Source organism: Streptomyces amakusaensis (assembly GCF_039532665.1).
In the GTDB taxonomy this organism is placed as follows: Bacteria; Actinomycetota; Actinomycetes; order Streptomycetales; family Streptomycetaceae; genus Streptomyces; species Streptomyces amakusaensis.
Genome location: NZ_BAAASB010000009.1, coordinates 89,518 through 102,103, shown reverse-complemented (window position 1 = coordinate 102,103; position 12,586 = coordinate 89,518). Strand labels below are relative to the sequence as shown.

Genomic DNA, 12,586 nt, shown 5'->3' with positions numbered 1-12,586 from the left:
GCGGGCCAGACAGCGCGTACGCAACCGGTCTATGCCTTCCCCTTCGCCGTGCCGCTCGTCCGTCCTCCGAAGCGGGCCCTGCCCACTCCGGCCGGGCCTCCGCCTCGCGCGTCCGTACTTACGGCGCGGAGGCGGAGGCAGCCGATCCCGTGGGCCCGGTCGGGGCGCCGGTCACAGGTGGGAGTCGAGGAATTCCTGGATCTGGGCCTTGCTGTGCGGGCCGATCCTCTTGCCGGCGACGGCGCCGTTCCTGAACAGCAGCATGGCGGGAATCGCGGTCTCCTGGTAGCGGGGCAGCGTGGCGGGGTCGCGGTCGATGTTGAGGGCCGCCACGGTGAGCTTCGCGGCGTACTCGGCCGAGATCGCCTCCAGGGTGGGCGTCATCATTCTGCAGGCCCCTGACCATTCCGCCCAGAAGTAGACCAGTACGGGCTCACCGGCTTGGCGAACCGCCGTGTCGAACGAGGCGTCGGTGACGGTGACAAGGGCCATTGCGTGACTCCGATCTGTTCCGGTCAGCCGTGAAAGAGGCAACCTGGTGAGGTTTTCACGCATGACACGCCTGTCAAGAACGCACGCTGATCGCACCGCGCAGGTGGGCTCACCGGTCGGAGCGTCGGTGCCGCGGTCCGGAAGGCAGACGCGCTGCCCCAGCCCCCTTGGGGTCTCGGGGGCGACGTCTCGCCGGCCCCGACCACCTCAGCGGCGACACCCCCGCCGTCCTCGTCTGCAGCAACCCCACCACCGACCAGCCACCCTCACCGGAGCCACCGACCCGCAGCTGTTCATCGCCCACCGCCGACCGCGAACCCACATGAGCCCGGGCAATCACCGGCCCGCCCCGCGAGACCTGTCGCATCTCGCCCGCAGCCGGTGGGGTGGAGAGTGGGGCCTGTTGACGCTCGCGGCACTCTTTCCTACCGTTGTGGAGCCGTTCACTTCTGTCGACCACCGAGGATTCGTGCGCCACATTCACATCGGCCGACGACTCGGATGTGTCAGCATTCGATTTCGTCGAGTTCCATGCCCTGAACGTGACGAGTGAGGGTGGTGGGCATTGAGGACTGTCATCATCGGTGCGGGCATCGGCGGGCTGGCCCTGGCCGCCATCCTTCAACGCAACGACGCCGACTACATCGTCCACGAGCGGCGTGCGCACATCACCACCGAGGGATCGGGACTGGTTCTGCACCCGAACGGTCTGGACGCTCTGGACCGCATCGAATCCGGATTTCGCGCCGTGGTGACGGCAGCCGGATACGCAATCCCCGACGATACTCCGACCTTCGTTCTCGCCGGCGATGGAGCCACCATCAGGGAGTGGGTTCCCGCACCTTCCGAGCGCTCGGTCACCATTCGGCGGGCAGAACTCCGCCGATTGCTTCATGAGAGGTCCGAAAGGACTCGCATACGACTGGGCAGCACCTTTCTCCAGTACGCCGAGTCGGGCTCCTCGTTACAGGTCTTCGTCACCGAGAAGCGAATCGGCACGCGTACCGGCAGTCTCTGCCAGCCGCCCTTGTCCAGGGATCCGGACGTTCAGGACTTCGCGGCGGACGTGCTGATCGGAGCCGATGGGATGCGGTCCGTGGTCCGCCGCCAGCTCCTCGCCGACGGCGGTCCGAGACCGATGGGCCTCACCTCGGTGAGATCGGTTGTCCGTCTGGTCCACGACGATCCCCGCCTGTGGGGCGGATTCGTCCTGTTCGGCCGGGGTCATCAGGTGTTCTGCTCGCCGCTGGGGCCGGACATCCTCTACTGGGACGTGACCCTGCGCTCCTCCCACCCGGTGCTGAGAGAGCGTGTGAACCTGCGGAGAAATCTGCTGGCCCGCGATTGGGGGTGGCCCACGTGTGTCAGGGAGATCATCGCCGCGGCCCGTCCGGAGGACATGATCGTGACCGCGCTGCACGATCGCCCCGGAAGGACCGGCTGGTCCCGCGGCGCCGTGACGCTGATGGGCGACGCGGCTCATCCGATGTCACCGTTCCTCGGACAGGGCACGAACCAGGCGTTGTTGGACGCGGTCGTCCTGGCCGAGTCCCTGGGCAGCCACGGCAGTGACCTGGCCGACGCGTTTTCGGACTACGAAACGAATCGCCGGGACTGTGCGTACCGGGCGATGCGGGACTCACGGCGGATCGGCTTCCGAGGGCAGACCCGAAACCCACTGTCGCGCTGGCTCCGCGATCGGGCGGTGCGGGCGCCGGCACGGGCGGTGACGTCTAAGTGACCACACCGACCACCGAAGCGCAGGAGCGCCGGGGCACCGTCGCCGTCATCGGTGCCGGCCAGTGCGGACGGATGACGGCCCAGCGCGTCGCCGAGTCCGATGTCTTCGAGACCGTACTCCTCGTCGATGTCATCGACGGCCTTGCCGAGGGGATCGCCCTCGACATCAATCAGTCACGGGCCATCGTCGGATTCGAAACCACTGTGGTGGGGCGGACGATACGCATCGGTGATCATGACCATGAGCTGATCGCCGACGCCGAGATCGTGGTGATCGCCGCCGGCGCGGTCCCCGAACCTCACTGGTCCGTGAAGCAGCTGATCCGAGCGAACGAGCCCATCGTCCGCAGCTCAGGCGGGCTGATCGCCCACGGTGCGCCCTCCGCCGTCGTCATCGTCATGACCAATCCCGTCGATGTCATGACGGCGATCGCCCATGAGGCCACCGGGTTTCCTCCCCGCCGCGTCATGGGCCAGTCAGTCCTGCTGGACACATCCAGGTTCGCCGATTTCGTGGCGGAGCAGCTGAGCGTTCTCCGGTCATCCGTGAATGCCATCGTCGTGGGCTCACATGCGCACGACCGGTCCATGATGCCGCTGCTGTCCTCAGCCACCGTCGATGCCGTGCCCCTCACCTCGATGCTCGACGGCGCGCAGCTCAACACTGCGGTGTCCGCGACACGCCGGGGAGGCTCCGACGTCGCGAGAATGCTCAACACCCATTCTTCCTTCTACGCGCCGTCGGCCGCTGCGGCCCGCATGGTGCGCGCAGTGAAGGACGACAACGAAACAGCCCTTCCTGTGTGCGCCTACCTGGAAGGTGCCTACGGAATTCGCGACGCCTGGCTCGGTGTTCCTGCCCGGCTGGGAAGGAATGGGGTTCAGGAGATCGTTGAACTGGCTCTGCCCGAAGAGGAATACATGGCTCTGGCCGCAGCGGCAAAGATCTTGAGGGCCGAACAGAGGGAGATCCTCGCACCACTGTTGACCGCGTCCGAGCAGGATGCGCCCGAAAGGGAGAGAAGAGGGCAATCGAACTCGTGATGGCCATCAAGAAGATCACCACGCCCGACTGGGAGAAGCTGCTCCCCCTCCTCACCGACCGCTGGGACGGATCGTTCATCATCAAGCACTACACCAGGTTCGACCTCATCGGCCTGCCCGGTCTGATGGCGGTCCGAGACGATGCCCTGCTGGGTGTGCTGACCTGGTCCGACGGAGACGGTGAGATCGAACTGCTGACCCTCGACGCGCTGGCACCCGGGCAGGGCGTGGGCGGGACGCTGATCGACGCGTTCATGGCCGATGCGCGGGGAAGCGGCGTGCGGCGAGTGCTGGCCACGGTCACCAATGACCAGCTCACAGCGATGAAACTGCTCCAGCGCCGTGGTTTTCGCATCGACAGGGTACGACGCGGAGCAGTCGACATCGCCCGGGAGGCGAAACCGAGGATTCCCGTGATCGGGGAATCCGGCATCGGCCATCACGACGAACTGGAATTTTCCTGCGCACTCTAGGGGGTCGACGGGCTCAGCCGTCCCTTGAATTGATCTCGCCGCAACGGGGCGGACCGGAAAGACCAACCTCCACCGAAGGAGATGGCGGGGCATGGTGGGCATCAGCAGGGTGGTCCGTGCCTCACGTGTCATCACCTCCGAGGGAGAGGTTCCTGCGGCAATCAGCATCTCGGAAGGCCGCATTGTGCTGGTGGAGGACATCGAGGCGGCCATCCCGGCGGAAGCCGATGTCAGATTGCCGGACGACATCGTCGTACTGCCAGGTCTGGTGGATACGCACGTACACCTCCAGGACCCGGGGCGCACCGAGTGGGAGAACTTCGAATCCGGCACTCGCGCCGCCGCCGCAGGGGGGATCACCACACTCGTCGACATGCCCCTGGACTGCCTTCCCGTAACGGTCACCGTTCCCGCCCTTGAGGAGAAGAGGCGGGCCGCGGCGGGGCGCTGCCATGTGGATGTGGGGTTCTGGGCAGGGGTGACCCCCTACAACATGCACATGCTGCGGGATCTGCACGACGCGGGAGCACTCGGATTCAAATGCTTTCTGACGGACACGGGGATGGAAGAATTCCCACCCCTCAATACGGCAGAGACCGCAGCCGCGATGGCAGAGTTGGGATCGATCGGCGCGACGCTGCTGGTCCATGCCGAAGACCCCTGCCACTTCCACCCGGACCCCTCTCCCGTGAGCGACTACCACGCATACCTGACCCGATGCCCGCCGGAGACGGAAACCAAGGCAGTCGAACGCGTCATCGACATCGCTTCCCGCATCAAGCACGGCAGGCTGCATATCGTGCACGTCTCGGACGCCGACTCGGCAGCGCTGATCGCCCGGGCCCGGAGCGACGGCATCACGATCTCCGCGGAGACCTGCCCCCACTACCTCGCACTCAGCGCAGACGACATCACCGACGGCGCCACGGTCTTCAAGGTCTGTCCGCCGATACGAAACACCGAGAATCGCACACGGCTCTGGGAATGCCTACGACGAGGAGAGCTGGACATGGTCGTATCAGACCACTCGCCGTTTCCCGCTCCAGGCAAACGCATCGAGGGCGGTGACTTCGCCGCCGCTCCGGGCGGCATCAGTTCGCTCCAGATCAGCCTGGCGGCCACATGGACAGCGGCACGGCAGCGGCAGGTCTCGCTGCCCGAGATCGCGTACTGGATGTCGACCCGGCCCGCTCAACTCGCCGGGCTGCCCGCCAAAGGGCTCATCGCACCCGGCCATGACGCGGACCTCTGCTTCCTGGCCCCGGACGAGACATTCACCGTTGACCCGGCGAAGCTCGCTCACCTCCTGCCGGTGACCGCCTATGCCGGCGAAACCCTGTACGGGGTGGTCCGCCAGACATGGCTGCGCGGGCAGCCCATCGATTTCCGTCATCCCCGCGGCGCACTGCTGACACGCCCGCACAGGTCCGAGTAAGCCGATCCGCATGCCGTGAACTCCGCCATCCCGAAACCGCTGCACCGCGCAGGCGCGCTGTGCCCGCGGGCAGTGGCAAGCGAGGCTGCGGGAGCGGGACCGTCCGTACGGGACGGAGGCCGAGCGGCGGCGCGTCGCCCTTCGCTCCGAAGACCGCTCGTGGTACCCGTGGCCGCGCTGCCGACGCGGGCGGCCGGCCGATCCGGCAGCGGCGTTCCGGTGCCGTGTCCGTGCGTGTGGCAAGCCGCAGGGGGCACAGACCGTTCACTCTCACGGGTGAATTACCCGATGAACTGACAACAGGCACGGGTGGGATTGCGTGGAGTGTGTCCTGAACCGGCGTGACCCCTGGGGGGTCGCCCCGGTCACGACGATGTTGTCCGACGAGAGGATGGACCCTTTCATGGCACGGCTTCGCACACCCCGTACGTCCCGCTCGCCCGTGCGGGTGCCCGGTTCCGCGGCCGCGGCTCTGCTATTGGCGGTGGCCGGTGTCTCGGGTTTCTCCATACCCGCGCACGCCGGTACTTCCGCCGCGGCGGCCCCTGTCACCGCGGCCCTCGCGGCGAACTTCAGCAGTGACTCGGTGTCCGTCATCGACACCGCCACGGACACGGTCACCGGAACCATCGCCGTGGGTAACGGCCCGCGGTCGATCGCGCTGCTGCCCAACGGCACCCGCGCGTACGTCGCCAACGCGTACGACGACACCGTCTCCGTGATCAACACAAGCACGAACACCGTCACCTCCACCGTCGGTGTCGACATCGACCCGGGCCCGGTCGCGGTTCACCCCGGCGGGGGCACTGTCTACATCGGCAGCCGGGGCCCCGGATCCGATACCGGGACGGTGTCCGTCATCGACACCGCCACCAACACGGTCACCGCCACGGTCACCGTGGCGAGCCCTTCCGACATCGCGCTCTCCCCCGACGGATCCAGGGCCTACGTCGCGCGGTCCACCGGCTCGGTGTCCGTGATCGACACCGCCACGAACACCGTCACCTCCACCATCGGCGTCGGCAACTTCCCAGAGCGGGTCGCCGTCTCCCCGGACGGCTCCCGCCTCTACGTCTCCCGGTCACGCGCGAACACCGTCGCGGTGATCAATACCGCCACCAACACCGTCGTCACCAACATCCCGATCCCCGGCGGAACCCCGTACGGCATCGCGGTCTCACCCGACGGCAGCCGCGCCTATACGGCCGTCAACGCGGCCACCGGTTCCCTGGCCGTGATCAACACGGCCACCAACACCGTCACCGGCACCACCGGGGTGGGCTCACGCCCCGTTGGGGTGGCCCTGTCCCCGAGCGGTGACCGTGCCTACGTCACCAACAACAACGGCTCCTCCGTGTCGGTGGTCGACACCTCCGTACCCTCCGTCACCACCACCGTGAGCGTCGGCAGCAGCCCCAACGGCATCACGGTCGGCACGGTGCCGACCGCGGACCTGAGGGTTCAGCTCGCCGCCACCCCCGCCCCGGGCCTCGGCGGACGCATCAACTACACCCTCACCCTCACGAACGACGGCCCGCACGCCCTCACCTCCGCGACGGTCACCGCGGCTCTGCCCACTCCGCTGACCGCCACCAGCCCCGACTGCACCGTCACCGGCGCGACCGCCACCTGCACCACCGGAACCCTCGCGCCCGGCGCGTCGACAACCCGCCGCCTCCAGGTCCCGGTCGCGCTCCTGAGCCTGGGCACCCCCTACACCGTCACCGCGACCCGCACCACGTCCTCCCCGGCCGACCCCAATTCGGCCAACGACACCGCCACCCGCACCTGCACCGCCCTCACCCCCCTCATCATCAACTGCGCATAGAACAACCACTGAAGCACCCGACCGCTGGTCCCGGCCCCTGCGCGGATGCCGGGACCGGCAACACCGCACGAAGAGACCCGCCGCCCGAGCGGCACGCACCAGACGAGGCCCACCCACCCCCGGGACGGGCAGCCGACAACCGCCCCTTCCGCTCAGGGGGCCACGCGCCGACGCAGTTCCACGCCCTTCCGGGACCAAGCGGAGCCGGACTGCCCGACGAGACCGCCTCCTCGGAGTACGCGGGCAGGCTCACCGTCACCGCGCCGGGCACCGACCGGGACCCAGCCGCACCAGCCCGGCCCAGCATGAACGCCCTCACGCCCCTCCACCGGCCCAGTTGAGCACCGCCGCCAGCTCCCGGCATTGCGGGGTACCCCGGGGGAGACCTCGCTCCCGCCTCCCGACGTGATCGTGGCGTCATATCCCTTCCGAACCGTCACCGCCACCCCACCGGGGTCCCCCTTCCCGCCCGGCACACGGGCACCGGCTCCAGACAACCGCGCCCCGGTGACTCCATGAACGACAGCGAACTCACAGCAGGGGAAGCCCGATCAGCGGAGCCTCCTCCCAGGGACGGAGCTGTCCTCCTGACGGTGGCTGATCGCGGACGCCGCCCACCGGCCTCGCACCGAACAAGCAGCACAGCACCTGCCCGACGGCCACCACCCGCGGTTTCGTTCACCGCGTCGTTGGCGATTCCCTGACGGAGCGCATCACCGCCGGCACTGCCCTGCTGCCGTGCGGAGCGTGATACTGGCCGGATGCCATCGATATACCGCAGCGCCCGGGGGCGGGACACCATCAGAAGCTGGTGCGCGGACCGCCTTCGGACGTGGCCGGTACCGCACGAGCGGATCACTGTGGTGGCCGGCGGCTCACGAACCCATGTCACCACCGCCGGGCCGGAGGGCACCCCGGTGGTATTCGTCCCGGGGACCAACTTCTGCGCTGCCGCGTCGCTTCCCCTCGCCTCGGCACTCGTCGATGCGGGACACCGTGTCCTCTTGCCCGACATCCCCGGGCAGCCCGGCCTCAGCTCCGGCGAACGCGGCCCCGCGGCGGGGAGAATGTCCTGGTACGGCACCTGGCTGAGCGAGGTCATCGAGCAGACCGCCACCGGACCCGTCACGGTGATGGGGCACTCCTTCGGCGCCGCGATCGCCCTCTCGTCCACGTCCTCGCGTATCGAGCGGATGATTCTGGTGTCGCCCGGCGGGCTGACCAGGCTCAGCGTGCCCCCTCGCCTGCTGGCCGCCTCGGCCGCCTGGTTCCTCCGCCCCACGGCGGCGAGCAGCCGCGGGCTCCTGAGGGCCATGCACGTACCGGGCCGGCAGCCGAGGGAGGAACTGGTCGAGTGGATGACCCTGGTCGCGCGGCACTCCCGCTCCAGCGGAGCGCCCGCGATGGCCGAACCCTCGCGGAGCACGTACCCCCGGCAGGTCGTCTCGGGCGCCCACGACGTCTTCCTCCCGGCCGACCGGCTGCGCCGCGCGGTCCGCACCCGCCTGGGGCTGAAACTGGACGTCATGGCCGAGGCCGGGCATCTCCTCGTCGAGGAACATCCCCATCACTTGGCTGCATTGGCCGGCCACGACAGACCCCGGCCTCCCGGGGACAGCTCGGGAAGCACCAACCGCGACCGGACCTAAGCCACAGGGGAGCTTCCCGCAAAGCCGAACTCGAACCCGCACTTGACGCCGCCGAGGAACAGGCACAACAGCGCTTGATCACTGACGGCGTCGACATCTCAGTGGGTTCAGCGTGAGCCACGGCGTCGTCAAGATCGACGGCAGCGTTTCATAGGTGGTCCCCGTTTCAACACCTGGTGCCAGCGGCATCGCCGCAGGTCGATTTGTTTCACCAGTCGCACCACGTGGAGTGCGTCGCGATCCTTGAGCCGATCAAGAAGGACGTCTGACCTGCGGTTTTGCCGATGTGCGTTATGTGCGTTGCGGGCGTTACGGGCGATATCTTGACGCTGAAATGACGCTCGTGACGCTCATTTGACGCTCGTTGATCATGGTCTGAAACCCACTCTGGCCAGCGGTTTTCGCTACCGAGAGTGAGTACTGCCATCGGCTGGACGTCCTCTCCGGGCGTTTTACCGCAGCACGGCGAACGACGAACCGGCCCCTTCTTCTCGCTCCGGGAGTAAGAAGAAGGGGCCGGTTCGTCGTGCTCTATACGGCGAGGGTCAGGGGCGATTCCAGCCGCTCCCATGCTCCGAGGACGGCCCGGTGGGCATCGGGCTGGAGGTGCGCGTAGCGCTGGGTGGTCTGGAAGCTCTCGTGGCCCAGGAGGTGCTGGACCTCGTAGAGGGAGACGCCTCTTTGGACGAGCCAGGAGGCGCAGGTGTGGCGCATGGAGTGGGGCGGGTAGTGCGGTACTAGGCGCTGGTCGCCGTCGGTGTCGAAGTAGTGGGCGTCTTCGGCTGCGGGCCACCAGGTCTGGCGTCGCCAGTTGCCGTCGTCAGGGAGTCGGCCGGCGCGGCCCTTGGCGAGGGTGGTGAAGACCACTGCGTCACGTTCAAGGCGGTGGATGTGCCGTTCGAGGGCTTCCAGCGCATGGGGCGGAAGGGGGACCTCGCGTCGGCTCTTGGAGCTTTTGGGGTACTCCTTGATGCCGCTCTTGGTGTTGACTTCGACGACGAAGAGGCGGGAGCGGCGGCGGTCGATGCGGTGGTGGTGCAGTCCAGTGAGTTCACCCCAGCGCAGTCCGGTGTAGAAGCCGAGCAGGCACATGGTCCGCCACGGGGTGGGGAGTTCGTCCAGGATGCTCTGCGCCTGGTCGACGGTGAACCACTGCGGCGGTTTGGTGACGATGGTGGGCAGGTCGATGCCGCGGCAGGGGCTTACCGCGATGATGTCGTCGTCGACGGCCGCGCGCATGACCGAGGACATCAGGTTGTAGGCACGCTGGATCGCCGAGGCCCCTGCACCCTTCTCCACCAGGGCGCGGATCCAGCCCTGGACGTCAATGCGGGAGATGGCCCGCATTTCCCAGGCGGCCCAGTACGGCGTGATGTGGTTCTTGATGCTGGAGGCGTCGCCGCGCAGGGTATGCGGCTCGACGACTCGGGCGTTCCACCACTTCCGGTACCACTCAGCGAACTTCATCTTGCCGAGATGGGGGTCGCGCAGCATTCCGCGTCGGAGCTTGGCTTCCATGTCCAGGCCCCAGGCGCGGGCCTTCTCTTTCGTGGTCCCCGCTCAGACGGGGATGTTCCCGGCGAACCGGCCCCACCGACGTGGTGAAGGGGGTGGTCCCCGCGCAGGCGGATGGCGGTGGATGCGCCGAGGGCTTCCAGCGCATGGGGCGGGAGGGGGACCTCGGCCGTTCCCGCCTTCTTCCGGCTCCGCGCGCGGTGACCGGAACCTCATTGCCGGCGGCCCCGGTCACCGGGGCCGCCGGAGGGGTCACTCGGACGGGTCTCCGGGGATGGTGGGCGCCGGCCTGTGGGGGTGCGCTGACCGGGTGAAGAGCGGCGAACCTGGGACGAATGACGCGGTCACCGTGCCTGGATCGGTGCAGTATCCGGTCAAGATCGCATTATCGGAATAGGCGGACGGCGATCTCTCTCGCCACTGCCTTCCCTGCCTCCCCCATGGTTGGCAGGCAATCGGAAGGAGTCTCCGTGTCGTTGAGAAGACGTACTTCACTGGCCATCGCCGTCGGCGCAGCGATCTCGCTGCCCCTGACCGTCACATCGGCAACGGCCGCCGACCTGGACGCCCCCAACGCCCGCGCGGCTGCCAAGGTCAGCGCCGCCGGCACTCTCGTCTCGGGCAAAAATGTCGTGTCGTCCCAACGCGTCGCGAAGGGGCGCTACTGCGTCAGAGTGAACAGCACCGTCTCGCTCAGGAACGCGGTGGTCCTGGCGACGCCCAACAGCGGTAGACAGACCACCCTTGATGTCCGCCGCGCGCCGACCGGCACCTGCGGCTTCGACGCAAGTTCAATCACGGTCTACACGTACAACGCCGGATACTACGCCGACACATGGTTCACGGTCGCCGTGCTCTAGTTCGGCCCTTCTGCCCGGCGGCATGTGCCGCCAGGCAGAAGGAATCCTCCGCACGCCCGTGCGGAGGGGGCCGGCGAAGCATGTGACCCGAGGCCGCCGCGAGGTACGGCTCCGACGGATACGAGGCTCTCGCGCGGGTGTGCTGCTGATCGGCAGCCGGCCCGTTCGAGCGGAGTCACAGACGCTCGACGGAGGAGGCGGCCGGTGCGACGCCGCGGGTGTCGAGCACGTAGGGGGCCTCGGCAACGACCTTGCCGAGGTCGAACTCGGGGTGGGCGGTGAGGATGAGTACGGCGTCGTAGTCGCCTGCGGGGTTCATCTCGCCGAGGATCCCGGGCTCGGTTGCCGCCGCGTGCGGGTCGACGACGGTGACGATGGCGCCCTTGGCGCGGAGGATGTCGATGGCGACACGGGCGGGGCTCTGCCGTACGTCGGCGCTGCCGGCTTTGTAGGACAGCCCGAGGGCGGCGATCGTCGAGCCCTTGAGCGGCTTCCCGCGGGCGTTGAGGCCGTCCTGAAGGCGCCGCACCACATAGGCGGGTTGCTGCTCGTTGATGTCCTGGGCGAGTTCGACGAAGCGGAATGACTCGCCCAATGTCGTTCTGACGTGATGGCTGAGATAGACGGGGTCGACTGGCAGGCAGTGACCTCCCACTCCGGGGCCCGGGGTGAACTTCATGTAGCCGAAGGGCTTGGTCTCTGCCAGCCGGAGCGCGTCCCACAAGTCGATACCGAGCGTGTGGGCGAAGCGGGCCAGCTCGTTGACCAGGGCGATGTTGACGTGTCGGAAGGTGTTCTCCAGGATCTTCGCCAGTTCCGCGCTCTCCAGCGTTCCCGCTTCGTGCACGGTCGCGGTGACCGTCCGGTAGAAGTCGCGGACCCGTGCGGTACAGGCCGGTGTCAGGCCGGAGATCACCTTGGGGGTGTTGGCGAACGTCCACTCCCGGTTGCCGGGGTCGATCCGTTCGGGGCTGTACCCGGCGTGGAAGTCCTCACCCGCGGTGAGTCCGGACTCCTCCTCCAGGAGGGGGACGAGGGCCTTGCGCGTGGTTCCGGGGTGCGTGGTGGACTCAAGGATCACGATCTGGCCCTGCCCGCGCCTCAGGCCGCGCGCCAGCAGGGAGCCGGCCGTGCGGACATGGCCGAGGTCTGGCATCCCGTCCCTGAGCGGTGTCGGCACGGCGATGACCGCGACATCCCATCCGCGGTTCAGCGCCGCCGGGTCGGACACGGGAAGGTAGCGTCCACTGGCGAGCGCGGTTCTCAGCTGCCGGCACGGAACGTCCTTCACGTAGGAGTCCGCTTCCCTCAGTCGCCGGCAACGCTCGCCGTCGGGTTCGTATGCGACGACCCGGTGCCCCGCCCGCACCGCGGCCATGGCGAGAGGCAGCCCCACGTACCCCTGGCCCGCGATCAGGACGCGCAGGGCTCGACCATGGAGATCCGAGCCAGACGAAGCATCAGAGAAAGCCGTCGGACGGGACGGACTACTTACGCATTCCTGAACCATGACCCACACATGACCACAAATAGTTTAGTATCGGCAAGCT

Annotated in this window: 10 protein-coding genes; 7 read left to right on the top strand and 3 right to left on the bottom strand. The window is 67.9% G+C overall.

Annotated features, from left to right (window positions below):
• Positions 1 to 171 precede the first annotated feature (171 nt).
• On the bottom strand, positions 172 to 492 hold the full coding sequence (locus tag ABD371_RS17740) for a thioredoxin family protein (protein WP_344477995.1): 321 nt from the start codon (positions 490 to 492) through the stop codon (positions 172 to 174).
• Between the two features lie 565 nt (positions 493 to 1,057).
• On the opposite strand from ABD371_RS17740, the gene ABD371_RS17735 reads away from it, so the two are divergent.
• From ABD371_RS17735 to ABD371_RS17710, 6 genes are all read left to right on the top strand, one after another.
• On the top strand, positions 1,058 to 2,233 hold the full coding sequence (locus ABD371_RS17735; protein WP_344477993.1) for an FAD-dependent oxidoreductase: 1,176 nt from the start codon (positions 1,058 to 1,060) through the stop codon (positions 2,231 to 2,233).
• On the top strand, positions 2,230 to 3,276 hold the full coding sequence (locus tag ABD371_RS17730; protein WP_344477991.1) for a malate dehydrogenase: 1,047 nt from the start codon (positions 2,230 to 2,232) through the stop codon (positions 3,274 to 3,276). The genes ABD371_RS17735 and ABD371_RS17730 overlap by 4 nt, the downstream gene beginning before the upstream one ends.
• The gene (locus ABD371_RS17725; protein ID WP_344477989.1) at positions 3,276 to 3,749 is read left to right on the top strand and encodes a GNAT family N-acetyltransferase; all 474 of its coding nucleotides are present in this window, start codon (positions 3,276 to 3,278) and stop codon (positions 3,747 to 3,749) included. Before ABD371_RS17730 ends, ABD371_RS17725 begins: the two co-directional genes overlap by 1 nt.
• A gap of 91 nt (positions 3,750 to 3,840) precedes the next feature.
• The gene (gene allB / locus ABD371_RS17720) at positions 3,841 to 5,184 is read left to right on the top strand and encodes an allantoinase AllB (protein WP_344477988.1); all 1,344 of its coding nucleotides are present in this window, start codon (positions 3,841 to 3,843) and stop codon (positions 5,182 to 5,184) included.
• Positions 5,185 to 5,557: 373 nt separating this feature from the next.
• Complete coding sequence (locus tag ABD371_RS17715; protein ID WP_344477986.1) at positions 5,558 to 7,012, top strand: YVTN family beta-propeller repeat protein; 1,455 nt, start codon at positions 5,558 to 5,560, stop codon at positions 7,010 to 7,012.
• Between the two features lie 761 nt (positions 7,013 to 7,773).
• Positions 7,774 to 8,661 carry an alpha/beta fold hydrolase gene (locus tag ABD371_RS17710; RefSeq protein ID WP_344477984.1) on the top strand — a complete coding sequence of 296 codons (888 nt, stop codon included), beginning with the start codon at positions 7,774 to 7,776 and terminating at the stop codon, positions 8,659 to 8,661.
• A 531-nt stretch (positions 8,662 to 9,192) separates the two neighbouring features.
• Here ABD371_RS17710 and ABD371_RS17705 read toward each other — a convergent pair.
• A complete protein-coding gene (locus ABD371_RS17705; RefSeq protein ID WP_344477982.1) occupies positions 9,193 to 10,179 on the bottom strand; it encodes a tyrosine-type recombinase/integrase in 987 nt (328 codons plus the stop codon).
• Between the two features lie 473 nt (positions 10,180 to 10,652).
• On the opposite strand from ABD371_RS17705, the gene ABD371_RS17700 reads away from it, so the two are divergent.
• The gene (locus ABD371_RS17700; RefSeq protein WP_344477980.1) at positions 10,653 to 11,036 is read left to right on the top strand and encodes a hypothetical protein; all 384 of its coding nucleotides are present in this window, start codon (positions 10,653 to 10,655) and stop codon (positions 11,034 to 11,036) included.
• A gap of 175 nt (positions 11,037 to 11,211) precedes the next feature.
• On the opposite strand, the gene ABD371_RS17695 is transcribed toward ABD371_RS17700, so the two are convergent.
• Entirely contained in the window at positions 11,212 to 12,450 is a 1,239-nt protein-coding gene (locus tag ABD371_RS17695; protein WP_425575810.1) for a nucleotide sugar dehydrogenase, read from the bottom strand.
• Positions 12,451 to 12,586: the final 136 nt, after the last annotated feature.

Coding starts and splice junctions, on each gene's coding strand:
- ABD371_RS17740 (WP_344477995.1), bottom strand. CDS start 492: ATGGCCCTTGTCACCGTCACCGACGCCTCGTTCGACACGGCGGTTCGC.
- ABD371_RS17705 (WP_344477982.1), bottom strand. CDS start 10,179: ATGGAAGCCAAGCTCCGACGCGGAATGCTGCGCGACCCCCATCTCGGC.
- ABD371_RS17710 (WP_344477984.1), top strand. CDS start 7,774: ATGCCATCGATATACCGCAGCGCCCGGGGGCGGGACACCATCAGAAGC.
- ABD371_RS17725 (WP_344477989.1), top strand. CDS start 3,276: ATGGCCATCAAGAAGATCACCACGCCCGACTGGGAGAAGCTGCTCCCC.
- allB (WP_344477988.1), top strand. CDS start 3,841: ATGGTGGGCATCAGCAGGGTGGTCCGTGCCTCACGTGTCATCACCTCC.
- ABD371_RS17715 (WP_344477986.1), top strand. CDS start 5,558: ATGTTGTCCGACGAGAGGATGGACCCTTTCATGGCACGGCTTCGCACA.